This window comes from Hanstruepera sp. CR43 (genome assembly GCF_055227665.1).
In genome coordinates this window covers 1,089,815-1,115,205 of sequence record NZ_CP200078.1, presented here as the reverse complement: position 1 = coordinate 1,115,205, position 25,391 = coordinate 1,089,815, and the positions used below count along the sequence as shown (strand labels likewise).

Genomic DNA, 25,391 nt, shown 5'->3' with positions numbered 1-25,391 from the left:
TGCTTAATAATTTGTTTCAATCACAGTTGTTTTGGCGTCTCCCCAAAGGCTTTCAATGTCATAGTATTCGCGAATATGCTTTTGAAATACGTGCACCACAACGTTGACATAGTCCATAAGCACCCATTCGGCATTATCTTCTCCTTCAATATGCCAAGGCTTGTCTTTAAGTTCTTTACTTACTTTTTTCTGAATGGAATTAACTATGGCATTTACTTGTGTGTTTGAGGTTCCTTCGCAAACAATAAAGTAGTCGCAAACCGTATTCTCAATTTCCCGTAAATCTAGAATGTTTATTTCCCTTCCCTTTACATCTTCAATCCCGCTTAATATAGAAGTTATTAATTGGTCTGCATTAGAATGTTTTTTCGCCATTAACTTGATTTAATTTGTGCAAAGTTATTATTTTTTAGTTCTTTATAGTGCAAAAAAATCATAAGATTTTACCTCTACAAAAGATTACAATTATATGCATATCATCAAACTTAATGCCACTGATTCCACGAATTCATATTTAAGGCAATTAAGTAACTCCAAAACCTTGGAGGATTATACGGTTGTTGTTACCGATTTTCAGGAAGCTGGTCGCGGACAAATGGGCACTGTTTGGGAGTCGGAAGCCGGTAAAAACCTGATGTTTAGCGTCTTGAAAGATGTTTCTTTTCTAAAGATTCAGTCTAATTTTTACATTAGTAGGGTAGTCTCACTGGCATTAATAAAATCGTTGCAGCAATTTTCTGTTCCTAAATTAAGTATCAAATGGCCTAACGACATTTTGTCAGAAAACAACAAAATTTGTGGTGTTTTAATTGAGAATATACTCAAGCAGGATTCTTTAAAATCAACAATCATTGGAATTGGGATGAATGTCAATCAAATGAATTTTGATGATTTACCCAGAGCATCATCGTTGAAGCTTATTCTGGGAACCCAATTTGATTTGGACGAGTTACTCATTACCGTTGTCAAGAACCTAAAGTACTATTTTAAAAAATTGGAAAAACAGCAATACCATATTCTGAAAACAGATTATGAATCCTATTTGTTCAGAAAAAATAGGCCCTCCACTTTTCAGGATGTTGACGGGAATTTATTTTCTGGATATATCAAACAAGTCACTGAGTCGGGATGTCTTCAGGTTCTTTTAGAGGATGATAAATTGTCCGATTTTGATTTAAAAGAAATTACCTTGCTCTACTAAATGGCATTTGGAATATTGGTTGATAAGGTCTCAATAAATTTTGAGATTGGACCTTTAATCATCATAGCCATCATAGGATTGAAATCACCATTGAAAACTAATTGAACCGCACTCTTATCAGTTTCAATTTCAGTAATATTACCGACCAATGAAAAATCTATTTTACCACCAGCAGCTCCCAAAACTATTTGATTTGGAGGGGTGGTTTCTTTCTTTTTAAGGACAATTTCAGGCATCCCTTTTAGAGCAAACAAAAATGTGTCATCACCCAATACTTCAAATTTACTAATGTTTTCAGGCATTAATTTTTCAAAGTTTTTGACATCGGAAAGAAAATCAAATACATCTTGTGGTGATTTATTGACAGTTGTTTGAGGAGATTCTAAATTCATAAGTTTTGTATTGTTTTCAATTGGAATATCAATTAGCGTTCCATTCTGCAGGATTGGCATTCCAAGATGCTAAAATGTCTTGTTCTTTGCTAGAAATATAGTTGGTGTGTTGTGCCTGTTCTAACAGTGACTCGTAATCACTCAATGTTAATAATTGCACGTTTTCTTTTTCGAAATTGTCTTTAGCAACCTGAAAATCGTAAGAGAAGATCGCGACCATTCCCTTGACATTGGCATTATTTGCCCTGATGGCTTTAACAGCATTCAAGCTGCTTTTTCCGGTACTGATTAAATCTTCTACGACTACTACATTTTGCCCACTTTCAAGATGACCTTCAATTTGATTTTGTCGACCGTGACTTTTGGCTTCAGGTCTCACATAAATAAAAGGCAATCCTAAATACTCCGCTACAAGCATCCCTATTCCGATTGCTCCAGTAGCTACTCCGGCTATAACGTCTGGTTTGCCGTATTGTTTTTCAATTTGCTTGGCCATGGTTTCACGAATATAATTGCGAATGGGCGGATAGGATAACACAATTCTATTATCGCAGTATATAGGTGATTTCCAACCAGATGCCCAAGTAAAAGGGTTTTTTGGTTGTAGTTTAATAGCATTTACCTGAAGTAAGACTTCAGCAGTTTTTCTGGCGGTGTGTTTGTTGAAGATCATGAAGGCAAAATTACATTTTTTTTGGAAAATCTCTGTTTGAAAAATGGATATAAAATTATTTTTTAAAGTCTTTGCAGTGATTTAAAAATTGATATTTTTACAAAACTTAATTAAGATAAGTCTTTAAGGCATGTATAAAGTTTTTGTTAATGATAAACCTATTATCTTAACAACAGAGGTTGAAAAAGAAAGTAAATTCAAAAACTATCTTTTAAAATCTGTAGATATTAGGAAAGTAATAAAAGAACTGAATACAACTTCAATGAAAGAAGTACGGCTCGTGCACCATAAAGAAGACAAGCTTCTAAAACTATTTCTTAAAAAATTACCCAATGTTGTAGCTGGTGGCGGTAAAGTCATTAACAAAAAAGGAGAGGTTCTGTTTATTTTTAGAAACGGTAAATGGGATTTGCCCAAGGGTCGAACTGAAAAAAAGGAATCGATTGAAGTATCGGCCTTAAGAGAGGTGGAGGAAGAAACTGGTGTGACAGGGTTGGAAATCATAAAGCCTTTAGATACAACTTATCATATTTTTAAACGCAACGGTAGATTCCGAATTAAAATTACCTATTGGTTTGAAATGACAAGCAACTTCGATGGTGAATTCAAACCAGAAGAATCCGAGGGTATTACCAAAGTTGCATGGTTAAATTCTGAAGAACAACAGGAGGCGCTTGAAAATTCTTATGCTAACATTCGGTCCTTAATTTAAATTTTGAATTCTAATTACCAAAGTATTCAGATAATTTCACCAATAATTGTTCAGGTTTATAGGGTTTGGGTATAACAGCATTCATACCAGACTCGATACATTTGTCAAGTTCTGATTTAACAATGTTTGCCGTCATTGCCAATATAGGAATTGGCATCATTTGATTGTTACTGCTTTCTATTTTACGAATTTCAATTGTAGCTTCAATCCCGTTCAATACAGGCATGTGCATATCCATTAAAATTATGTCAAACGAATTAGATTTGAAAAGTTCCAGTGCCTCATGTCCATTTTTAGCCTTTTTAAGCGAAAAATCCTTGATAAAATAATTCAAGTCATCTTGAATAACCATAGTATTGAATTCATCATCTTCTGCCAATAAAATGCGGATGCCTTTAAGTTCTGTCCCAATTTTTAATAGTTCTGGTTCGGTATAGATAGCTTTTTCCATGCTTTCGGTTGATTGCTTAATCAATGGTAAGGTGAAACAAAATTTACTGCCTTTGTTTATTTCACTTTCCACCCAAATCTCTCCATCTTGTAACTCAACTAATTTTTTTGAAATACTCAATCCCAAACCCGTGCCTTGAAATATTTGAGATTTTGATTTCTCACCTTGTTCAAACGAGTTAAAAATAGTTTCTATTTTTTCTTTTGATATTCCTATTCCAGTATCTTCAACACAAAAAAGTAAGTTATGGGTTGTTTTTAGTGAGCAGGTTAATTGAATGGAACCTTGCTCGGTAAACTTGATAGCGTTTCCAACAAGATTCATCAAGATTTGATTTAATCGTAAGGAGTCACCAACTATTTGATCAGGAACATTAGAATCTATTTTATAGCTTATTTTCAATCCTTTATCTTTTGCTCGGTATTGCAAGGTTTTAACGACGCTTTCTACCACTGACTTTGGATTCATTAAAACATGCTGTATTTCGAGCTTTCCAGATTCAATTTTTGATAAATCGAGTATGTCATCTAATAAAACCAAGAGATTGTCAGAACTGGTTTTCATAGCCTCCAAATAAGGTAATTGTTCATTGAGGTGAGAATTGCGTAGTAGACTATTTGTCATGCCTGAAATAGCATGCATAGGAGTTCGAATCTCATGACTCATATTGGCTAAAAACTGTTCTTTATATTTTTCTGACTGTTCTGCACGCGCTTTTTCTTGAGCAATGATTGTGTTTTGTCTTCTGATAAGTTTTAAACGATTGAAAATATAAATTAATCCTATGATTAAGATTATTAAACTACCAGAAATCAGCCAAATTATCAGACGTTGATTGGTTAATTTTTCAGTATTTATGGCTTCTTTTATTCGAGCTAATTCCTTTTGTCTTTGCAAGTTATAGTTCCCTATTTTTTGGGCCGTTTTATAGGAGTTATGCTTCTCGCTAATTTTATAATATTCATTAAAATGGTAATAGGCCTGTTCAAAATCATTTAAGGCCGCATAGCTTTTTCTTAAACTATGATGTGAGTTGGCTCTATCTGCCATATGGCCAGTACTTACAACAGCATCATAAGCCTTTTTTGCATAAATTAATGCTGAATCAGGCTTGTTTAATTTTAAATATGCTTCTGACATATTATTGTAAGTGGTTCGCACAAAATTGTCACTAAGCCTTAAGCATATATTTCCATATCTTATGGTTTCGGTATAATTTTCTTGAATAAGTGCCATCCAGGCTTTAGTTTCATATTGAGCTGCAAGAAATTCAGTGTCGTTTTGAGATATTGCCCATTCTTGTATATGTTGGAATATAGAATCTGATTTTTGTTTATTACCTAAATCATTTTCTAATATGGCCAGCCTTATTAAATGGATTTTAGCTTGTTTTATATCCTTATCATTATTAGCTGCTTGAATAGCTTTTTTTATATAAACGATGCTCTCTTCGGTTTCTTCCTGACTTTGTAACAACCAACTTATATTGTCAAATAACTTGGATTTTAATTTGTTTGAAACATGAATTTGTGGATTTTCTTCAATTAAATCCTCAAGGTTTTTCGCATCGAAATAGCTAGATGTAAAATCTTGAAAGCTCCCTAATTTATGATATAATATATCATTTAAAATGTGTATTTCGGATTGGATATCTCCATTAGCTCTAACGTTTTGTAATTCACTTTCCAGTCTTTCAAACTCAAGCAAATTAGCGTTCTGTAATGAGTCTTGATTATGTTGCCCAAAAGCCAATACAGATATTAATAATACAAATAGAGTTAAGGTGTATCTCATATTAATTCATTATTGAACCAATCTTTAAAAGTGTCTTTTTTTCGTCTAGAAATTGGAATTTTCATTCCATTTGATAAAAACAGAGTGGTATCATTGGGGTTGTCAGCAATATGTATCTTATTTATTAAATATGATTTATGACATCTGAAAAAGCCTTTGTCTTCCAATAACTCCTCCAGATTACTTAATGTTTTTGACACCAATTCTTTCTTGCCATTTGCCATATTGATATAGCTATAATTCCGTTCGCCTTCTATGCTAATAATGTCTTTTAATTGAATATGCAATTCACCTTGCTGGGTTTTTAAAATTAAAATTTGATCGCTTGCTTGTTTTGACTTCAAATTTTGTAGAGCAATGGGTACATTATTTGATTTTTGATTCTTCTTAAAACGAATTATGGCATTTTTTAATTCTTCTAAATCAAATGGTTTCAACAAATAATCCAATGCATTGAATCTGATTGCTTTAATTGCATAATGCTTGTATGATGTAATAAAAATCGTTTTAAATGTAATGGCATCCAATCTGGAAAGCATCTCGAACCCAGTCATATCGGTCATTTCGACATCTAAAAAAACCAAATTAGGTTTTAATTGTTGGATTTTAAGGATACCTTCTTGACCATTATTCCCTAAACCTAGAATCTGAATTTCGGGGAAATATTGATTGAGTTTATCCTTCAATAATTCTTGAATAAATGGGTCGTCATCAATGATAACTGCCGAAATAGAATTCAATTGAATATTAGACATGATATTTTTGGATGGTTTTGGTAACTTCAATTAAAGCACCTTCCAATTTACTAATTATTTCATTGACTAAAACTTCTAATTCCTGATTGGGCATCGTTTCGTATTCAAACTCCAAACGCTGAATAGGAATGATAATATTTTGAATACCAAAAAACTGTAACTGTGGACTCATTTTATGTAGTATCTGTCGTATTTGTGTTCGGTTGTCTTGGTTTTTTGCCTTTTTTAATTGGTCTAATCGTTCAGGAATTAATTCTTGAAATTGAAATAAATACTTCAGCATGCGTTCTGTGCTACCTCTTGAAACAGCTAATACATTTTCAAGATTAATATAGTGCATTTGTTGTTCAGCATTCATTTCAATTATTTTTTTGGTCATGCAATTTTATTTAAAGATACCTTATTTATTAATAAGTTGATTATCAATTAATCAAACGGTTTTTTTATGCGTTTTTTACCGTTAGATAAACCGCTTGTACAATTGTCATGGAGTTGGATAAAAAAACATAGGATGATCAAAATTGATATGTTAATATTGGTTTAAGATTTAGAAACGTAAATGCTAAATCAACTGAAAATTAATCTATTAATCTAAAACCAACTATTATGAAAAATTTAGTACTAATTTTTACACTTGCCCTTTTTACGATAAGCTGTTCAACTGAAGAAGTATCGGGGCCAATCGAACAAAATGTTAATTTGAAAAAAAACACCAACTTAACGGAATCTCTAAACATTATTCAATCTGATTCTCAAATTATGGAGTTTATTAATTCAAATCAAACGCATCGAAACAACGGCAATGGCGTTATGCTGTTGGATGACGGATTTAACTTATCCTATCTAGCAAATACAGGCGATTACTTTTATATTATTGGTGGAGCAGGTAGTATTGAGGCCATGCCAGACGGTAGAGGAAGATTTTCAATTCACACGAATTCGCCTTCAGCAGCTGTAATTAGTTTACCATTTTTTGAAACGACGTATTCAAGTGATTGTATAGAAGGACCATTAGGTACTTTCAACTATAGTTACATTAGTGAATATGAAGAAGTGGTATTCGAGCCAATTCCTGGAATGGTATTTACTTTTTACATCCCTACTGGTGAAAATGCTTCTAATGAAACAGTAAATGGCCATTGTAATATGAGTGATGCACAGGCGATGTTTGATGAAAATTTTGAATTTACGGGTTGTACTGAAGCTACAGAATATAAAACTATGCGAATAAGACCAAATTCTGGTATATCTGTAGAATAGTGCTTTTCTAATTAACCAACCATTTTTTAGTTAAGAAAGATCTCGCCTCAATTTAATTGGGGCGTTTTCTATTTTAATCTAAATACAGGATATTGCAAATGAGCTTTTTCATAATGATTGGAGCGTTCAAAAATCCAGTTGAGTTGAGCGTACCAATTATTGGCAAATTCTGAATCGGAATGCTTCTTATTTTTAAACTCTGATTTTAATTTAGGATTATCTCTTAATAAAAGTATAGCTTCATCTTCAAAGACATAAGGAGAAAATCCTTCCTTTTGTTGTAATATGGTATCAAAGAAATTCCAATTAAAGAATGAGTCGGGAGCCTGTGGCTCTAGTGTTTCCAATAAATAGCGTTTCCCGTATTGGTGGGTTGTGATGATATAATCACCTTTTCGGAAGTTTATTTCTGTCTCCGATGAACTGACTTGCGTATTATAATGCATATAATGCCCTTCATAAGCCGACTTTCGCGTTTCATAATTTGAAATTCTATAGGATTCCACTAACATCGTTGAGTCTTTTTCAAGGCGTTTCATTTCAATTTGATTTAATTTTAATAAATCAATGACATCATGCCAACCTTGTGGTATAACATAAGCGCTTGGAACGGTTACTTCCATGCTGGGTTTAAAATAGTTTTTGTAAACCACCTCTTTTGTAAAAGGTTGGTTGCGATCATATTTTAAACGGTTACTGCCAGTAATCTCACTTTTAATAAATTCTCCTTCGTAACCCTTGAATTGCAATGTGCTTGTTTGGCTTTCATCTATTTCCCAGTCTAAAGAATATGTTTCTCCTGTTCTAAATCTATTAAAAGCTGCTTCTCTCAACAAACTAATTGGTTCATGATTTTCTTCAATAATTTCAATCATACTTTTCATGAGTTCATAAGTGCCTTCAACACGTTGCTTGTAAGGTTTTAACATATGGGTTTCCACCATCATGCCCAGGGTGTTCCATAGTGTTGTATAACCTGTAGAATATCTCGGGTAATCCATAAACTGACTAAAGCCTTTTTCGGGAACCTGATTAAAAACATTTACATAAGGCGTGATGTCCCAATTTTTATTAGCCAATTTGTTTTCTAGTTGTGGCATTAATTCTCGGTGTAAAAATTCACCAAGAGAACTATCTAGCTTGTTATGCTGTGTAAATAAATGTGTTAGGGTGTATTGGTAATCGGCACCATTGCTCACATGATTGTCTATAAAAACATCAGGTTTTACCAAATGAAAAATCTGTGCGAAGGTTTTGGCGTTTTCGGTATCACATTTTATAAAATCTCGATTTAAATCATAGTTTCGGGCATTACCTCTAAAACCATATTCCTTTGGACCGTTTTGATTGGCGCGTGTTCCTGAATTCCGGTTTAAACTACCACCAACATTATAAATTGGGATAGTAACTAAGGCGGTATGTTTTGGTACAATAATATTGCCTTGAACAATATCACGATACAACATCATGGTGGCATCAATGCCATCGCTTTCACCTGGATGGATGCCGTTGTTGATGAGTAAAATGCGTTTATCGTTTTGCCTGATTTTATTAAAATCAAATTCTTTATCTGGATTTAATGTCACCACATGCAAAGGTTCTCCGGAATCAGTTTTTCCAATAGCTTGAATAGAAATCTCTGGATATGTTTTGGCTAAACGTTCGTAATACGAAATGGTTTGGTGATACGTAGCGGTTTCGGTGCCCTTACTTTTTTCAAAAACCGTCTCAAAATCTTGAGCATGCAAATTTTGGTACAGCAAACAAGAAATCAGAAAAACAAACAATCTATTCATAAAGGCAAGTTTTAAACTATAAACTTAATCAAAATCTAACAATATAAACTTGTGCTTGTTCATATTAACCGTATTTTTGCAGCCTGAAAAACGACCATCATGACAGAGTTTATTAGAAAACGAGCGGCTAATGCCAAAAACGATATTTTATCAGGTTTAACGGTTGCTTTGGCATTGGTACCTGAAGCTGTTGCCTTTGCTTTTGTAGCAGGTGTAGATCCTTTAGTTGGTTTGTATGCAGCCTTTATGATTGGTTTGATAACCTCTATTTTTGGCGGTCGTCCAGGTATGATTAGTGGCGCCACAGGTGCTTTAGCGGTGGTGATGGTTAATTTAGTGGCTGAAGGAAATGCTATGGGTGGAGCAGGTGACCAATTAGGTTTATATTATCTGTTTGCAACCGTTATTCTTATGGGTGTCATTCAAATGCTGGCTGGCGTCTTTAAACTTGGGAAATTTGTTCGGTTAATACCACATCCTGTCATGATGGGCTTTGTAAACGGTTTGGCGATTGTGATTTTCCTATCGCAGTTGGGTATGTTTATGACTACTGAAAACGGTAAAGAAGTTTGGTTGCATGGAAGTGAACTGTGGATTATGATCGGACTAGTAGCATTGACCATGGGAATTATGTTTGGTTTACCTAAGTTGACTAAAAAGTTACCAGAAGCATTAATGGCGATATTGGTCGTTTCTGCTATTGTGATTTTTGGAAATTTGGACGTGGCTACTGTTGGAAGCTTTATCCGTGATGGAGGAGGAGAAGGATTAAAAGGTGGCTTGCCACAATTTCAGTTTGATATTTTTAATAAGATTCCTTTTACTTGGCAAACCTTAAAATTCATTGGCCCATATGCCTTGATTTTGGCGGCCATTGGTTTGATAGAATCTTTAATGACCTTGAACTTAATTGATGAATTGACCGAAACCCGAGGAAATACCAATCGGGAATGTTTGGCACAAGGTGGTGCTAACATCGTTACGGGTCTGTTTGGTGGTATGGGTGGTTGTGCCATGATTGGCCAATCTATTATCAATATTAAAGCAGGCGGTCGAACTAGGCTATCTGGTATCGTAGCGGCCGTTGCTTTGTTAATGTTTATTTTGTTTGCATCAGGTCTTATTGAACAAGTACCTATTGCAGCATTAGTTGGTGTGATGTTTATGGTGGTCATCGGAACTTTTGCATGGTCCAGTTTTAGAATTGCACGAAAAATTCCGCGATCTGATTTATTTGTGTTGATTTTGGTTTCAGGTTTAACGGTATTGTTTGATTTGGCCGTTGCTGTAATTGCTGGAGTTATTGTTAGTGCTTTGGTATTCTCTTGGGAAAATGCGAAACGTATTCGTGCTCGTAAACGCTTTAGGGATGATGGTACTAAAGTTTATGAAATTTGGGGACCATTGTTCTTCGGTTCCATAAAGGCGTTTAATGAAAAATTTGATGTAAAGAATGACCCTGAAACGGTTGAAATCGATTTTGTGGAATCGCGTGTCAGTGACCATTCGGCTTTAGAGGCTATTTTCAATCTGGTTGAAAAATATGAAGCCGAAGGCAAATCCATTAAACTAAAGCACTTGAGTGAGGATTGTAAAATCTTATTATACAAAGCCAGTCCGAAATTCCGAGAAGTTATTGTTGAGGCCATAGATGATCCACGCTATCATTTGGCAGCAAATCCCGAAGAATTTCCAAAGCCGCTTTCGGAATATAAGTTTTAAGGGTTATCGAATGGGCTTTTTCAATTGCTCTTTGACTCTGTCAAAAGATTTTTTACTAGCTCTTTCCCAACGGTAAATTTTGTATTTTTTATTCTTGTTGGCTTGATATTTGGCATCACTTTCACGATTTTGTTTTACCCAATTAAAGCGTTTTGCTATAATACCTTTCAATAGCTCATCAGATTCTCCTAATTTTTCCAAAGCGTTCAAAGCAGCTAAAGAAACATTTTGAACTCTATCCGTAGTGGCATGAAGTAAAATGGGAATTGATGCAGAATTACCAGCGTGTTCTAAAGCCTCTGCAGCGAGTTTACGTGTTTTGTAATTTCCAAATTTTAGGGCATATTCCAATTTTGCAACTTGTGCTGTTTGCATCCAATAATAAATTGCTCTTTCTGAAGGTTGAATGAGTTTTATTTTAAAAAGTAAATATGTAATTCGATAGAGCATTAATTGAACTGGTCTTTATATAATTAGTGCAAGATGATATCGAGTTGTTACATAGAAAGCCAGAGAATCCTGAATTTCATAAAGTGTTTATGGTTGCTAATCCAAATTTCGAGATTGTCCGTTTAGTAGTTTCCAACCGTCAGTGCGCTTAATAAGTGTGCCCGATTCTATTATTTTGAAGTTAGAAGTCGCATTAGCTGTATCAATCATTTTTCCTTTCACAATACCAGAATAGTTAGCAATTTCTGGTGACAAAGGAAATATTTCCAAAGTTTCAAATTCAAAAGAAATAGATTGTATGCTTTTGTTATTCTGGATAAGAATGGCTTTTATGGAATCATATTTAATAGCAGACTTGTAACCTGGTGGTACCCAGAAAAAATCATCAGAATCATCTAAATAATCAAATTCAGCAGGTAAACCATTTTGTTTGATGGCTTCATGATAATTATTAAACATGGATTGAATTTCGGTGATGCTTTGGTCTTTATTAAATACCTCCGATTTTTCCTTTCGACATCCTAATAACACAAAAATTAGGAGTAAGGCATTTAGCTTGAGATATTTCATCAGTTTACTATTTAACGCGAACACTTTTTGGTACCAATTTGGTGTAATCACCGTTATTTCGGATAACATCACGAACGATGGAAGATGAAATATAGGAGGTATCAGCAGCAGTCAATAAAAACACCGTTTCAATGGGCGCTAAATCCCTGTTAGTATGGGCAATGGCTTTTTCAAATTCGAAATCAGCTGGATTTCGTAAGCCGCGCAAAATGAATTTGACATTATTTTTTTTACAGAAATCAACTGTGAGCCCTTGATAGGACACCACCGTTACCTTGGATTCATTGACAAAGGCATCTTTGATGAACTGCATGCGTTCTTCTAGAGAGAACATGTATTTCTTTTCAGCATTTATGCCAATGGCCACAATAACTTCATCAAACAAATTGACAGCTCGTTTAATGATGTCGTAATGCCCTAAAGTAATGGGGTCAAAAGATCCTGGAAAAATGGCTCGTTTCATAATTTAAAATTACAATTTTTATTTCAAAGCTTCCTCAATGGCATTTTCAAAGAGTTCAGAAAGACTGATTCCAGCAGCTTGTGCCTGTTGCGGTAAAATGCTAGCCTGCGTTAATCCTGGAACAGTATTGATTTCCAATAAATGAGGTTCGCCATTTTTGAAAATATATTCACTTCTTGAAAATCCAGTCATCTTTAAAACCTCATATACTTTTTTGGCCAATTCCTTTACCTTGTTCGTGTCTGCTTCAGAAATACGAGCAGGTGTAATTTCCTGTGATTGACCTAGGTATTTAGCTTTGTAATCAAAAAAATCATTTTCACTGACAATTTCTGTAATGGGAAGCACCATTGTTTCACCTTTATAACTAATAACACCTACCGAAACTTCGGTGCCATCTAAAAACGATTCTATAATAATTTCATTATCTTCTTTGTAAGCATGATCAATGGCGGCTTGTAAATCTTCTTTTTTATAAACTTTGGTTATACCAAAACTACTACCAGCCCTGTTGGCTTTTACAAAACAGGGTAATCCAACCGCTTTTACAATGGCTTCTTCATCAACCGTGTCACCTAAATTTAAATAATAGCTTTCGGCTGTTTTAATTCCAAATGGCTTTAAGACGCTCAAGCAATCTCTTTTGTTAAACGTTAGTGCCGCTTGATACATGCCACAGCTTGTATGCGGTATGTTGAGTAATTTAAAATACGCTTGCATGTAGCCGTCTTCACCTGGAGATCCATGAATAGCATTAAATATGCAGTGAAAATTTATTTTTTTGCCATCAACCATGATGGAGAAATCATTTTTGTCAATGGGATATTCTCTATCGTTGTCATCAACATATACCCATTTATCTGAAAAGATATGCAAGCGATACGCATGGTACTTTTCAGGATTTAATGTTTTGTAAACAACGTTGCCACTTTTCAGTGAAATTTCGTATTCACTCGAGTAGCCACCCATGATGATGCCTATGTTTTTTTTCATAGATAATTTCTGCAGGAGCAGAACCGTGTTAATTAATACTATCTATATAATCTAAAACGTGCAATAAAACGTATCTATTATTAGTTAAGCTAAAATATCACTTAAAAATCAAAACTAAAAACAGTTCTGTTTTTATATATTTGTTTCAGAAATTATCTTTCATGAGTTTATTAGGATTCCTTAAGAGTAAAGTATTTTTAAAACAATTAGCCTTGGCTGTAGTAGCTTTGGTAGTGATTGTTTTTATTATGTTAAAATGGTTGAATATTTCCACCAATCACGGTGAATTTGAAACGGTGCCTGATTTAAAAGGAAAATCCATTGAAGTAGCTAACATGGAATTAAAAGAAAACAATCTTGTCATGGAAATTTTGGATTCTTCAAATTTCAATCCAGATTATCCCAAATTTTCAGTTATTGAGCAAGATCCTGATGCTGGTAAACAGGTTAAGGAAAATAGAAAAATATACCTAACCTTAAATCCTTCTGGTTACAGAAAAGTTATGGTTCCTGAATTAAAGGAACGAACACTTCGCCAAGCAAAACCAACTTTGGAAGCACTTGGTTTTAAATTGGGAGAATTAAAGTATGTGGATAATATTGCCATTGATGTGGTTTTGAAAATGACTCATGACGGTCAAGAAATAGCAGCAGGCGATATGTTGCCTAAAACATCTAAAATAGATTTGGTCTTGGGTAACGGAAAACGCCCTGGTTCAACCGAATAGTGATGGAGGACTACACACCCGAAAATCAAGAAGAAGATGATGACTTGTATGAGCATTATGCTTTTACAGCCGAAAAAGGTCAGCAGCCACTTCGTATAGATAAATACCTTATGAATTTTATTGAAAACGCTACGCGTAATAAGATTCAAGCTGCTGCCAAGAATGGGAATATTTATGTAAACGATACGCCCGTAAAATCTAATTATAAAGTCAAGCCATTTGACAAAATTCGTGTGTTGTTTGAGCATCCACCTTATGAATATTTGCTCACACCTGAGAATATTCCACTTGATATTGTTTATGAAGATGATGATTTATTGGTGGTCAATAAAGAAGCTGGTATGGTTGTGCATCCTGGGCATGGCAATTATTCGGGTACTTTGATTAATGCGCTCATTTATCATTTTGATAACCTACCCAATAACTCTAGTAATAGACCCGGTTTGGTTCACCGAATCGATAAGGATACTAGTGGGCTTTTGGTGATTGCTAAAAATGAAGAAGCCATGACCCATTTGGCTAAACAGTTTTTTGATAAAAGCAGTGAGCGCGAATATGTGGCTTTGGTTTGGGGCAATGTTGAAGCAGACGCAGGCACTATTGAAGGCAATATTGGCAGACATCCTAAAAACCGACTTCAAAACACGGTATTTGAAGATGATGAAGCCGATAAAGGCAAACCTGCCGTAACGCACTACAAGGTTTTGGAGCGGTTGGGATATGTGACTTTGGTTTCCTGTAAGTTGGAAACCGGACGCACGCACCAAATCCGGGTGCACATGAAACACATTGGGCATACCCTGTTCAATGATGAACGCTATGGTGGTGAAAAAATTCTAAAAGGCACCACCTTTACCAAATACAAACAGTTTGTGGAGAATTGTTTTAAAGTATTACCAAGGCAAGCACTACATGCTAAAACATTGGGATTTGAGCATCCTAAAACAGGTAAAACTTTACGATTTGATTCTGAAATACCTGAAGATATGCAAGCTTGCATTGAGAAATGGCGTCAATATTCCAAGCATCAAGTTGACGAATAAATTTTAATTATCATTTCATAGGAAACAACTAAATTATAAAGTTGATTCTTACCAAGCGTCATTGTAAATTTGTTAAAAATTTAGACACTCATGAAACTCGTTTTATCTCCTGCCAAATCATTGGATTTTGAAAGTAAACTGCCAACACCTAAAAGCACTGAAGCCTGTTTTTTAAACGAAGCTGAACGCTTAAACAAGTTGCTTAAAAAGAAATCGGCTAAAAGTTTGTCTAAACTGATGAGCATTTCTGATAATTTGGGACAACTCAATTATGAGCGTAATCAAGACTGGCAGTTACCTTTTAATAAAGATAGTGCACGACAAGCTGTTTATGCCTTTAATGGTGATGTGTACAGGGGTATGGATGCCTATACCATTCCAAAAGAAAACATGGAGACATTACAAGATACCGTTAGGATTCTATCTGGACTATATGGTATTTTGAAACCTTTGGATTTGATTATGCCTTACCGTTTGGAAATGGGTACTAAAATGCCTGTTGGTAAAAACAAGAATCTTTATGAATTTTGGAAAAAGAAGGTCACTCAAGCTTTGAATGACGAATTGAAAGACGATGAGCTATTTTTAAACTTGGCCAGTAATGAGTATTTTAAAGCAGTTGATGCCAAGGCATTAAAAGTTCCGGTTATTCATATCGATTTCAAGGAGTTTAAAAATGGCGACTACAAAACCATTGGTATTTTTGCCAAAGTGGCTCGTGGATTAATGGCACGGTATATTATTGATACTAATGCCAAAACATTAGATGATATCAAGAATTTTAATGTAGAAAACTACCGATTCCATGAGCAGCTCTCAAAAGAAAACAATCTGGTCTTTACAAGATAATAAGCGCACCGAAAAAGAGCGCAATATTTTTAAGCCAACTGGAAAGAAGCCTAAAAACAAAACTTTGCAATATATTCTTATTGCTATACTGGTCTTGTTTGTAATGAGTTTTATGCTCATTCAAATTTACGAAGAGCCTCTTGAAACTTGTATTACAGCGCGTTTTTGCATCAATTCCAAAGAAGATGTTTTGCTGTATACAGGCTATGTTTTTATGAATATATTAATCATACTGACAGCTATAGCCGGTGCCTATAAAATTGGCAAAAGACTAGGAAATAAAATCAAGGTTTAGCTTTCTTGTTGACATTGATTTTATCTTCTGGTTTTACTTTTTTCTTAATGCGTGGTCGTCTGACACCGTAAGAACCTCGATTAATTTTACCACGTTTTGTTTTTTTATCGCCTTTTCCCATTTTTTACTTCCCACGAAAGTGGGAATCTCATTTAATTAAACATATTTTTATTAGCTATAAAATACGAAATTTGAATCTAAATACCAATTAGCTTGTTCCAACACAAACATCCATACGAGCCTTTTATTCAAGAAAACACGACGAAATTGATTGTTGGCACTTTGCCACCGCCACGTTTTTCTACAGGCGATTTACTGGAAAAGGATGTCGATTTTTGCTATGGGAGTTACTACAACAGTTTGTGGTTGTTTATTGATGCCATACATCAACTGGGGCTGCGGTATGACAACTCGCAGGAAGCTGTTGATGAGCGTAAAACATTTTTAATTGAACACCAAATTGGTGTTTGCGATATTGTAGCTTCTGCTGAACGCGACAAGATTGATGCCTCTGATTTGGGAATGACAAACATTACGCTGCGTGATTTGGTGGGCTATTTAAAGCAATATCCCCGTGTTGATACCCTGTTGTTTACCGGTGGCAACAGTAAAAATGGCCCGGAGTATTTTTTTAGAAGGCATATAAAGGATTATAACCTAAAATTGGAGTTGGTAGACAACGCCGTTCCCAGAATACACCAATTTGAACTGTGTCATTCAGAGCAAAGCGAAGAATCTTTAAATAATGAGATTTCTCGACAGGCTCGAAATGACAAACGTATTATTAAAACGGTTTCCTTAACATCAGGGTCGGGAGCAGCCAATATTTCCATTAGCCGCTTGCCCTTGTATAAGCAGTTAAAGGCTCAAAACCCAGAATTCAATACCTTTGATTTTCGGGTGATGCAGTATCGGGAGTTTTTTTAGGTGTTGGGCTCCCGACGTTAAAAGTCGGGACAGGTGTGGGTTATTAGTTGTAGCTTATTGGTTTCTATACTTCCAGTATAAGTTGTAATAAACGAGATAGGTGAGTATTAATCTTTGCGTTTCACTTTTAAAATCTACTTTGTGAACAAATTCAGTCAATATTTCCGAATTGGGATATGAATTGAGCTGGATTTTGTCTTTTGTTTCAAAAAGATAGTTATACTGTATTTGGTTCTTGAATGCACTCATAGTACATTGGTAAAACAATTCTTCAAAAAACAATGCGGTCATTAAATTATGCTCTATAAAATTATGACTTGAATTAAATTCCTTAAACTCTTTTTTGAGAAATCCTGCTTTTTTAATATCAGTTACTAATGCCAAATAACCATTTTTGCTGACTTCAGATAAGTTTTCAGTTTTATATAAATAGTGTTCGAACTTTTTTATTGAATCGAATACACTAACAGAACTTAAAACATAGGAATCTGATGATTCTAAAGAATATAGAACCCCTCTGTCAAAAGTTTTATTATTTATACATTTTTGGTATTCAGATTCTAATTCATTCTGACTTTTTTCACAAGAGAAAAGTGCAAGAATAATTAAGAATACAATAATTGATTTCAAATTTTTGAGTTGTTTTTTTAGCTTGTTGGCAACCGTGCCCTATACCTGTTAGTTATGGGATTAAAGTTAGTGGTTTTTGGTTTAGTATTTAGGGGTAATGGGTTGTGGTTTGTGATGTGTTTAGTTTTATATACTGTCTAGTTCAATTTTATATTTTTCTATTTGTTTTTTTAATTCATTTCGAAATTTTTGGTCTTTCCGAACATAAATTGTATCTATTTTTCCGTTTTCATTAGTCTTAATTTGTCTTACATATTCCAAGTCAAAAATCATCCGACTATGTTCAGGATTTTTATAGGAGAATTCTACTTTGTAGAAACTCCCTTTTTTGACATTTTTGGAATTGTAAGCAGATGAGGTTCCGGTATATCTTTTTCCTTTATAATTGAATTCATATTTGTAATTCCGCTTGCTGTATTGTTTATAAATGGATCTAGAGCCATAAACCATTCCAAAAGTCACTGCTGTATTATTGTTTATATCCTCTTTTTTATCCATTACGAGGAAAAACACCCAAATCATAAAAGGTATTCCAGCAAACCAGTAATGTTTAGAGATGAATTCCTTTATTTTTATTTGTTTATCTGTTAAATTCAATTCTTGTTTTCTGATTTATAGATTTGCTTGGGAATTAAACACAACGGGTTTGGCTATAGTTTTTTATTCCGCTATCAGTTTATTTATTTCAGATTTCAAATGATTTACAAAAATGTACTTATCTGTTTCCAATCTGCCATCGTATCTTAATTTTCCGTTTTTGAGTATTAACAAATGAGGATAAGCATAGATTCCTAAATTATGAACTTCTTTTATTGAAGTGGCATATAACGTTGGAAATTTGTAGTCAAGTTCATCTACTAAATTAACCACTTCGTTGAACTCATCTCTTTTTAAAGGTACGTTTATTGAATAAAATTCTACGTTTGGATTGTCCTTGAATTCTAGATAGTATTTTTCTAAATCGGGAAACTTTTTAAAACAAATGCCGCAAGATGTTGTCCAAAAATCAAGAACGATAATTTTTGATCTATCTAGTTCGACACTTTCTTTGTTCTTGTTTACTAATGATATGCCACTAAATTCTTCATTGGTATGTGCTCCAACATTATTTTGTAAAACAAATACATTTGGAAGTAAAATTAGCCCTACAAATGCAAATAAAACAATTGAAATTATGGGCATCAATGTAGACTTTCGATTAGAATACAACCAGCCTAAATAAACGCTTAATGGTATAAAAATTAAGTACAGTAATGTTCTTGAAAAACTAATAAAAAAAGATGTTATTAAGAACAGTAGAAAAATGGGAAGTATTATTGTTAATCCTAATTTTAGATGCTCTTTTTTTTCTGTTTTATTAAATAAAATTGAGGATAATAAAAAAACGGCGGTTAAGGTTAATGAAATCATCCATCTATGATTTCCTCCAAAAATTCCTCCAAAAATCAAGTAGAAAATTATGGGTGAAATGGCAATTAATAAATAAAACAGGATTTTTTTCATAGAGTGCTTAACGGATTTGGATATGGTTTAACTTCTTTGAATCTTTGATTTTATTACAGGATTAAAGTTAGTGGTTTTTGGTTTAGTGTTTAGGGGGCAATGGTTTATGTTATGCTTAAGGTAATTTATTTTAGATTGCTATTTGTCTCTTTTTTTTATCTAACATTCAAAGTGGCTCGAAGTCTTATATTGTTTGATGAGGACCCTATCATTATTCTAAAATCACCCGATTCTACTATTGGTTTCATTTTTTTGTCCAACATGGTTAGCATATCAGGTGTAATATCAAATTTTACAATTTTAGTTTCCCCTTTTTTAAGATTAACTCGCTGAAATCCCTTTAATTCCATAACCGGTCTTGCTACCGAAGCATATACATCTTTGATATATAGTTGAACAACTTCGTTTCCATCGTAATTTCCAGTATTTGTAAGCTTAAAACTAACGGTTGTGCTTTCAAACGAATTTATTGCCGTTTTATGCAATTTTAAGTCGCTGTATTTGAAAGTTGTATAACTCAATCCAAAGCCAAAAGGAAACATTGGTTTTCCACTTAAATTTATATAGTCATCACCACGTCCTGTTGGTTTATGATTATAATATAGGGGCAATTGCGATTCATGAATTGGAAATGTAATAGGTAGTCTTCCGGCTGGATTATAATCGCCAAAAATAACCTCTGCCACAGCATTTCCACCTTCATCACCTGGATACCATACATCAAGAATAGCGGGTACATCATGCAGCCAGTTTTGCATGGTTATGGCACTGCCACCGGTTAATACCACTACGGTTGGTGTGCCTGTTGCCGCTACAGCTTTGATGAGATCTTCTTGATGTCCAGGCAATGATAAATAGGCTCTGTCATTAAATTCGCCTTCTTCAATGCCTACGCAAACTATGGCAACATCAGATTTTTTTGCAATCATGACGGCTTCTTCAATGTCATTTTGCCAATTGTTTACTATACCCGCATTCCAAACGAGTTTAAACCACACGTTTCCTGTTGTTTCAAAGAATTCAACTTTAATGTCGTAGGTTTTGTCTTTAATAAAAGTGTACGGTGTTGTAATTTGTTGTACCGTTAGCTTTTTCCAGTTGTCTATGATAAGTTCACCATTTATGTATAAACGATAGCCATCATCTCCTTTTAAGCCTATATCAATAGTTCCAGTTTGCGGGGCAATTAGTTTGCCTGTCCATCTAGCTGAATAAAAGTCATAGTTAATGGTGTTTTGGTCTGGTGAAAAAAGCGTCCATCTAAAATCAATATTGTTATCAATTCTGGACAAGGCTGGTTCACCTTCAAGTGTAATATTATTGAAGTAATCTGCTTGAAGCCCTGCTTTCGTATCTCCATTTACCTCATGAAAAAAGTATTCTTTTGAAATGGCTACAAAGTCTTCTGCTGTTCTTTCAGAGCCTCTGGCATGATTTACTGTTACTAAATCTCCGACCTTATTTTGTAGACCTTCTAAAAGACTTACAGGGTTGTTACCTGGACCTGAATAACCTCCTAAACGCGCCTCATTGGCATCCGGACCAATTACTGCAATGGATTTTATTGATTTTTTGATAGGAAGTGTTTGATTGTCATTTTTTAGCAACACAATGGATTCCAGAGCAGCTGTTTTGGTCAACGATTTGTTGTTTGCAATGCTATTTTGATTTTCTAAAGCCTCAATATCCACATAGGGATTTTCAAATAGGCCTAATTTAAATTTGGCATAGAGCACACGTCTTACCGCTTCATCAATAGCTTCTTGGTCAATCATACCTTTTTCAAAGGCTTCATAAAACAACGGGTAATGATCATAGGAGGTTTGAAATATGACATCTAAACCACCTTCTATTGCTTGTTTGGTTGATTGTGCATAGTCTTTAGCGGTAAAATGAAGCACGTTGGCAGCGCCTACGGCACCTGCATCGGAAATAACAAAGCCGTTAAAACCCCAATCTTTTTTTAATGTTTCATTGAGCAATTTATGGTTCGCGGAGGCTTGGGTTCCATCTACTGAATTATAGGCCGTCATAATAGACCATGCTTTTCCTTCTTGTATACTGGCCTTAAAAGCTGGGTAGTAAACCTCATTTAAAATACGGTCGTTGAAATGAATAGGATAGGAGTCGCGCCCACCATCACCTACGTTTGCTACAAAATGTTTTGGTGTTGTGATTACGCCACGTTCTTCAAATGCCTTAATATAAGAAACGGCCATTCTTGAAGTTAAGAAAGGGTCTTCACCATAGGTTTCTTCTACACGGCCCCAGCGTACATCGCGGGCTATATTTATAACGGGTGATAAATTTTGGCGAATACCTCTTGCTTTTACCTCACAGGCAATGGCCGCTGCCACAGAATCCATTAATTTTGTATTAAATGAAGCTGCTAATCCGATAGCTTGAGGAAAAGCAGTAGCATCCTCCCGAATTAATCCGTGCAAGGCCTCATCAAAGGGGATAATTGGTATGCCTAATCGTGTTTCTTCAAGAAAGTGTTTTTGCATCTTGTTAATTAGTACTGCCGTTTCTTTGGCATCACTGCCATTGGAATAGTCTAAAATCTGTTCAGCACTCTCACCTGAAGAACTTTTAGTTGCCACTTGAAATCCAAAAATACCATGCTTGTATTTTTCTTTTCCTTCAAAGATGTCTCCTGGAATCATAAATAGCTGCCAGAATTTTTCTTCTAGTGTCATACGACTTAATAGGTCTTCTACACGGTTTTCAATAGGTAGTTCGGCATTTTTATAGGCCAATGTGTCTTTTTGTTCACAAGAAAAAAGCACACTGTATAAACTAATGAATACAATGAAGCTTTTGTGGGTATATATTTTTAAATTAATAGATTTCAAAATTTGATAGTGCAATGGTATTATTGGCTTTTAATATATTCAACTTTAATGCATTAGTTTTCACGCCGTCTAAAGATAAAATACGCTTATAACCTATAGTGGTGCCTCTATATAATTCTGTCCAAGTATTATTAACATAGGCTTCTAAAGAAAATGAAGATATGCGCTGGCCAAATTGAATAGGTTCTTGAAGCAAAACATAATTTACAATTTTTTCTTCGTCAAGTTGTATGGTAAGACTTGCTGATGACACAGTATCTTCTGTTGCCCAGTAATGCTTAAGTTTTTCTGAATCAAATAAATTTTCAGGTGCAAACTTGGGGTGATTAAACCGCTGATTTGATGCATTTATTGTGGCGTTTTTTGCATAATTATTTTTAAACGTTGTATCGATAGTCTGTTTTAATTGGAGGAGTGCTTGGACATCATTTTCATGAAATAACCCATCTTTGTTTGGTGGAATATTAAGTAGTAATACAGCATTTCTGCCTACCGATTTTAGATAGATATCCATGAGTTGTTCGGTTGTTTTTACTAGGCTGTCTTCCTCTTTATGATAAAACCATCCGGGTCGTACGGAAACATCGCACTGACCAATCACCCAATTTTTACCATTGGCATCACCTTTATTGAGGTAGGCTGGATTCGATTTTCCTATAGTAATGCTATCCGTAGTTATGGTAGACCAAAACGTTTCACCAGCAAAACCAGCTTCGTTTCCTATCCAATGGACATCTGGTCCGGCGTCTGAAAAGAGTTTTATATTGGGCTGCAATTCTTTTGCCAATTCAAAAATCTCATGCCAGCGATAGTAGGTTTTGGCTTCTATTTTGCGGGTTTCATTGGTGCCGCCATAATAGCCGTCACCACCATTGGCGCCATCGAACCAGAGTTCATTTATTTGACCATAATTGGTCAACAATTCTGTAATTTGATTTTTGTAATAGTCTACATATGCAGGGTTACCGTAATCTTTATGATTTCTGTCCCAAGGTGAAAGATATAAACCTGCTTTGATGTTGTGCTTTTTGCAGGCTTCTGTGAATTCCTTTACGATATCGCCTTTACCATTTTTGTATGGACTGAACTGTATGCTGTGATTGGTAAACCGGCTTGGCCAAAGGCAAAAACCATCGTGATGTTTTGCGGTTAAAATAAGTTGTTTTATACCAGCATTTTTTGCAGTGATTACCCATTGTTCAGCATCTAAAAATGTTGGATTAAATACGGTTGGACTTTCATCGCCAAAACCCCATTCTTTTCCAGTAAAGGTATTGGTTGTAAAATGAATAAAGCCAATGAGTTCCATCTTTTGGTAGTCTATTTGAGATTGGGTGGGAACCACTGTATTGGACCTGATATCATTGGGTTGGGTATTGGTGTTTTTACACGATAAAACAGCACAAAAGATAAAGAATAGCAGTACACTTTTAAAACTAAATAGGATACAAGAATTTGTTGTTTGCATTATCGGTTTAATTGTTTGACTCCAGATATGGATTTTGCTTCTGTTTGCAGCAAATCGAAAACTACGATTTCATTATCTCCCTGCTTCAGAAATGTTGCTGGACAATAGAGTGTAAATTGTGGTCCTACATCCCAATATCTTCCCAGGTTATGTCCATTTACCCAAACCATACCTTTTTGATAATTTGACATATCCATATAGGTATCTCCTAAAGTATCTAGTTTAAAATTACCTTTAAAGAAGACGCCATTTTTATTGAAATTTTTTGAAGGTTGTAACTCCAATAGGTCTTTTGAGTTTAATGGAAGACAATAGGTTTCCCAATTCATCAGTGTTCTGCCATCTAACGATACACGCTCTGTAATGCCTTTTCTATCAATGAGTTCTTCTCCAAAATTGATGCGTCCCATACCTTCTACGAATATTTCTAAAACAGGATTTTTACTTTCTGTTTTGGGAAGATCAATGCTATTTTCTCCTTGAGACCTGTCAATGTTGCCAATATATTTTCCATCTAAAAATACAGTGGCATAGTCGTGTAAATGCGTAATTTTTAATAGGCCATATTTTCTGCCATGAAGCGTTGTTTTATACAAGGCAAAACCTTGAAAATGATTAAGTGCTTCAAATGGTTTGGGTTGTATGGTTGAAATGGGTTTTGGTAAGTTATCCCAAATAGAACTGTGCGTTTCCATTTCTATTTCTGGAATTGTAATTTGAGGAATTGCCTCTGGCATGGATACAAAACTTGCATCACTGTCATTATAACTCGTTATGATCCTTCTTATGGCATGGTACTTATCTGTTGCCTGTCCTTGTTCATTAATAGGTGCATCATAATCATAACTGGTAACATCAGGTTGGTAACCAAATCCGCCAGAATTTGCTCCTGCAGTGAATCCGAAATTAGTACCACCATGCAAGACGTAAAAATTAAAGGATAGTTTATTGTCCATTAAATAACGCACTTGCTGTAGTAATGCTGTAGTGTCTGGTCGTTGCCATTTTTCATTCCAATGCGTTAGCCAACCAGGATAGGTTTCTGAACTAAAAACAGGAACACCTGGATTCATTTGTTTTGCCAAGTTGAAATTATGAACATTTGCACCTGGATCTAATCCAACGGCAACTCCAGGAAGTGTTCCGGCTTCCAAGGCAAAGTCGGCAGGGCCATCTGAAGTATAATAAGGGATATCTATACCATTATTATCCCATAGGGTTTTAATGGTTTTCATGTAGTTTGCATCATTTCCATAGCTACCATATTCATTTTCAAGTTGTAGCATAATAATTGGCCCGCCATTAGTTACAAGAAGCGGTTGTATTTCCGTAGAAACTCTATTGATATAGTTTTCAACGGCAGCCATATAACGGGAATCACTGCAACGTAATTTAATATCTGGAATGCTTAATAAATAAGGTGGTAAACCACCCAAATCCCATTCACCACAAACGTAAGGTCCAGGTCTAAACAAAAACCACATGCCTTCATCTTGGACTATTTCTATAAACTCACGAAGATTTTTGTTTCCAGTCTCAAAATCGAATACGCCTTTTTCTATCTCGTGGTAATTCCAAAACACGTAAGAAGCTATCGTATTGCACCCCATTGCTTTGGCCATTTGTATGCGATGACGCCAATAGGCTTTAGGTACTCTTGCATAATGTATTTCGCCTGAAATAATTTGAAAAGGTTTCCCGTTTAGAATAAATTCTTCACCTTTAAAAGCAAATGTGTTATGTGATTTTTCCTTTGTTTGCTCTTTTACAAATGTATGGTTGGTATTGGAGTTACAACTACACAAACATAGTATTAGGACAATGGCGGTAAATACTATTATTCTTTTTTGCATCATGATAA

At 34.7% G+C, this 25,391-nt stretch carries 27 protein-coding genes; 9 read left to right on the top strand and 18 right to left on the bottom strand.

Features of this window, described 5'->3' with window-relative positions:
- Positions 1 to 3 precede the first annotated feature (3 nt).
- On the bottom strand, positions 4 to 375 hold the full coding sequence (rsfS, locus tag ACKXGU_RS05060) for a ribosome silencing factor (RefSeq protein ID WP_103051496.1): 372 nt from the start codon (positions 373 to 375) through the stop codon (positions 4 to 6).
- 94 nt (positions 376 to 469) lie between these two features.
- Between rsfS and ACKXGU_RS05055 the strand changes: the two genes are divergently transcribed.
- Positions 470 to 1,201 (top strand): biotin--[acetyl-CoA-carboxylase] ligase, encoded by a 732-nt coding sequence (locus ACKXGU_RS05055; protein WP_463466969.1) that lies wholly within the window; start codon positions 470 to 472, stop codon positions 1,199 to 1,201.
- Here the strand turns inward: ACKXGU_RS05055 and ACKXGU_RS05050 are convergent.
- Positions 1,198 to 1,593 (bottom strand): SRPBCC family protein, encoded by a 396-nt coding sequence (locus ACKXGU_RS05050; protein WP_463466968.1) that lies wholly within the window; start codon positions 1,591 to 1,593, stop codon positions 1,198 to 1,200. The two genes, ACKXGU_RS05055 and ACKXGU_RS05050, sit on opposite strands and share 4 nt — an antisense overlap.
- A 28-nt stretch (positions 1,594 to 1,621) precedes the next feature.
- Complete coding sequence (gene pyrE, locus ACKXGU_RS05045; protein ID WP_463466967.1) at positions 1,622 to 2,266, bottom strand: orotate phosphoribosyltransferase; 645 nt, start codon at positions 2,264 to 2,266, stop codon at positions 1,622 to 1,624.
- A 130-nt stretch (positions 2,267 to 2,396) separates the two neighbouring features.
- Here pyrE and ACKXGU_RS05040 point away from each other — a divergent pair, with 130 nt between their 5' ends.
- Entirely contained in the window at positions 2,397 to 2,978 is a 582-nt protein-coding gene (locus ACKXGU_RS05040) for an NUDIX hydrolase (RefSeq protein WP_463466966.1), read from the top strand.
- Between the two features lie 10 nt (positions 2,979 to 2,988).
- Here ACKXGU_RS05040 and ACKXGU_RS05035 read toward each other — a convergent pair whose 3' ends face one another.
- From ACKXGU_RS05035 to ACKXGU_RS05025, 3 genes are read right to left on the bottom strand one after another with little or no spacing between them, the layout of a single operon-like run.
- The gene (locus ACKXGU_RS05035; protein WP_463466965.1) at positions 2,989 to 5,223 is read right to left on the bottom strand and encodes a tetratricopeptide repeat-containing hybrid sensor histidine kinase/response regulator; all 2,235 of its coding nucleotides are present in this window, start codon (positions 5,221 to 5,223) and stop codon (positions 2,989 to 2,991) included.
- A complete protein-coding gene (locus ACKXGU_RS05030) occupies positions 5,220 to 5,978 on the bottom strand; it encodes a LytR/AlgR family response regulator transcription factor (protein WP_463466964.1) in 759 nt (252 codons plus the stop codon). The genes ACKXGU_RS05035 and ACKXGU_RS05030 overlap by 4 nt, the downstream gene beginning before the upstream one ends.
- Positions 5,971 to 6,357, bottom strand: a complete 387-nt coding sequence (locus ACKXGU_RS05025; protein WP_463466963.1) for a hypothetical protein — start codon at positions 6,355 to 6,357, stop codon at positions 5,971 to 5,973. The genes ACKXGU_RS05030 and ACKXGU_RS05025 overlap by 8 nt, the downstream gene beginning before the upstream one ends.
- Positions 6,358 to 6,584: 227 nt before the next feature.
- On the opposite strand from ACKXGU_RS05025, the gene ACKXGU_RS05020 reads away from it, so the two are divergent.
- Complete coding sequence (locus ACKXGU_RS05020) at positions 6,585 to 7,238, top strand: hypothetical protein (protein ID WP_463466962.1); 654 nt, start codon at positions 6,585 to 6,587, stop codon at positions 7,236 to 7,238.
- A gap of 68 nt (positions 7,239 to 7,306) precedes the next feature.
- Here the strand turns inward: ACKXGU_RS05020 and ACKXGU_RS05015 are convergent, their stop codons facing one another.
- Complete coding sequence (locus tag ACKXGU_RS05015; RefSeq protein WP_463466961.1) at positions 7,307 to 9,034, bottom strand: M14 family metallopeptidase; 1,728 nt, start codon at positions 9,032 to 9,034, stop codon at positions 7,307 to 7,309.
- Between the two features lie 99 nt (positions 9,035 to 9,133).
- Between ACKXGU_RS05015 and ACKXGU_RS05010 the strand changes: the two genes are divergently transcribed.
- A complete protein-coding gene (locus ACKXGU_RS05010) occupies positions 9,134 to 10,756 on the top strand; it encodes a SulP family inorganic anion transporter (protein ID WP_463466960.1) in 1,623 nt (540 codons plus the stop codon).
- A 3-nt stretch (positions 10,757 to 10,759) separates the two neighbouring features.
- Here ACKXGU_RS05010 and ACKXGU_RS05005 read toward each other — a convergent pair whose 3' ends face one another.
- The 4 genes from ACKXGU_RS05005 to ACKXGU_RS04990 all read right to left on the bottom strand — a co-directional run bounded on the left by ACKXGU_RS05005 (position 10,760) and on the right by ACKXGU_RS04990 (position 13,232).
- A complete protein-coding gene (locus ACKXGU_RS05005; RefSeq protein WP_463466959.1) occupies positions 10,760 to 11,131 on the bottom strand; it encodes a HEAT repeat domain-containing protein in 372 nt (123 codons plus the stop codon).
- Positions 11,132 to 11,302: 171 nt separating this feature from the next.
- Entirely contained in the window at positions 11,303 to 11,776 is a 474-nt protein-coding gene (locus tag ACKXGU_RS05000) for a hypothetical protein (protein WP_463466958.1), read from the bottom strand.
- A 7-nt stretch (positions 11,777 to 11,783) separates the two neighbouring features.
- On the bottom strand, positions 11,784 to 12,239 hold the full coding sequence (gene coaD, locus ACKXGU_RS04995) for a pantetheine-phosphate adenylyltransferase (RefSeq protein WP_463466957.1): 456 nt from the start codon (positions 12,237 to 12,239) through the stop codon (positions 11,784 to 11,786).
- 18 nt (positions 12,240 to 12,257) lie between these two features.
- Positions 12,258 to 13,232 (bottom strand): D-alanine--D-alanine ligase, encoded by a 975-nt coding sequence (locus ACKXGU_RS04990; RefSeq protein WP_463466956.1) that lies wholly within the window; start codon positions 13,230 to 13,232, stop codon positions 12,258 to 12,260.
- Between the two features lie 161 nt (positions 13,233 to 13,393).
- On the opposite strand from ACKXGU_RS04990, the gene ACKXGU_RS04985 reads away from it, so the two are divergent.
- The 4 genes from ACKXGU_RS04985 to ACKXGU_RS04970 all read left to right on the top strand — a co-directional run bounded on the left by ACKXGU_RS04985 (position 13,394) and on the right by ACKXGU_RS04970 (position 16,147).
- The gene (locus ACKXGU_RS04985) at positions 13,394 to 13,960 is read left to right on the top strand and encodes a PASTA domain-containing protein (RefSeq protein ID WP_463466955.1); all 567 of its coding nucleotides are present in this window, start codon (positions 13,394 to 13,396) and stop codon (positions 13,958 to 13,960) included.
- Positions 13,961 to 13,962: 2 nt separating this feature from the next.
- Positions 13,963 to 15,003, top strand: a complete 1,041-nt coding sequence (locus ACKXGU_RS04980) for an RluA family pseudouridine synthase (protein ID WP_463466954.1) — start codon at positions 13,963 to 13,965, stop codon at positions 15,001 to 15,003.
- Positions 15,004 to 15,093: 90 nt separating this feature from the next.
- Positions 15,094 to 15,852: a peroxide stress protein YaaA gene (gene yaaA / locus ACKXGU_RS04975; RefSeq protein ID WP_463466953.1), complete on the top strand. Its 759-nt coding sequence runs from the start codon at positions 15,094 to 15,096 to the stop codon at positions 15,850 to 15,852.
- Positions 15,809 to 16,147, top strand: coding sequence for a hypothetical protein (locus ACKXGU_RS04970; protein ID WP_463466952.1), 339 nt, complete (start codon positions 15,809 to 15,811; stop codon positions 16,145 to 16,147). Before yaaA ends, ACKXGU_RS04970 begins: the two co-directional genes overlap by 44 nt.
- On the opposite strand, the gene ACKXGU_RS04965 is transcribed toward ACKXGU_RS04970, so the two are convergent.
- Complete coding sequence (locus ACKXGU_RS04965) at positions 16,137 to 16,268, bottom strand: 30S ribosomal protein THX (RefSeq protein ID WP_463466951.1); 132 nt, start codon at positions 16,266 to 16,268, stop codon at positions 16,137 to 16,139. The genes ACKXGU_RS04970 and ACKXGU_RS04965 overlap by 11 nt on opposite strands.
- Positions 16,269 to 16,360: 92 nt before the next feature.
- On the opposite strand from ACKXGU_RS04965, the gene ACKXGU_RS04960 reads away from it, so the two are divergent.
- Entirely contained in the window at positions 16,361 to 17,074 is a 714-nt protein-coding gene (locus ACKXGU_RS04960) for a uracil-DNA glycosylase family protein (RefSeq protein WP_463466950.1), read from the top strand.
- 54 nt (positions 17,075 to 17,128) lie between these two features.
- Here the strand turns inward: ACKXGU_RS04960 and ACKXGU_RS04955 are convergent, their stop codons facing one another.
- The 6 genes from ACKXGU_RS04955 to ACKXGU_RS04930 form a co-directional block, all read right to left on the bottom strand.
- Entirely contained in the window at positions 17,129 to 17,704 is a 576-nt protein-coding gene (locus ACKXGU_RS04955) for a hypothetical protein (RefSeq protein ID WP_463466949.1), read from the bottom strand.
- 126 nt (positions 17,705 to 17,830) lie between these two features.
- Positions 17,831 to 18,301 carry a hypothetical protein gene (locus tag ACKXGU_RS04950; protein ID WP_463466948.1) on the bottom strand — a complete coding sequence of 157 codons (471 nt, stop codon included), beginning with the start codon at positions 18,299 to 18,301 and terminating at the stop codon, positions 17,831 to 17,833.
- A 63-nt stretch (positions 18,302 to 18,364) separates the two neighbouring features.
- Positions 18,365 to 19,207, bottom strand: coding sequence for a TlpA family protein disulfide reductase (locus tag ACKXGU_RS04945; RefSeq protein ID WP_463466947.1), 843 nt, complete (start codon positions 19,205 to 19,207; stop codon positions 18,365 to 18,367).
- A 155-nt stretch (positions 19,208 to 19,362) separates the two neighbouring features.
- Complete coding sequence (locus ACKXGU_RS04940; RefSeq protein ID WP_463466946.1) at positions 19,363 to 22,062, bottom strand: glycoside hydrolase family 3 C-terminal domain-containing protein; 2,700 nt, start codon at positions 22,060 to 22,062, stop codon at positions 19,363 to 19,365.
- Positions 22,049 to 23,530 (bottom strand): alpha-L-fucosidase, encoded by a 1,482-nt coding sequence (locus tag ACKXGU_RS04935; protein ID WP_463466945.1) that lies wholly within the window; start codon positions 23,528 to 23,530, stop codon positions 22,049 to 22,051. Before ACKXGU_RS04935 ends, ACKXGU_RS04940 begins: the two co-directional genes overlap by 14 nt.
- On the bottom strand, positions 23,530 to 25,386 hold the full coding sequence (locus ACKXGU_RS04930) for a beta-galactosidase (protein ID WP_463466944.1): 1,857 nt from the start codon (positions 25,384 to 25,386) through the stop codon (positions 23,530 to 23,532). The genes ACKXGU_RS04935 and ACKXGU_RS04930 overlap by 1 nt, the downstream gene beginning before the upstream one ends.
- Between the last annotated feature and the right edge of the window lie 5 nt (positions 25,387 to 25,391).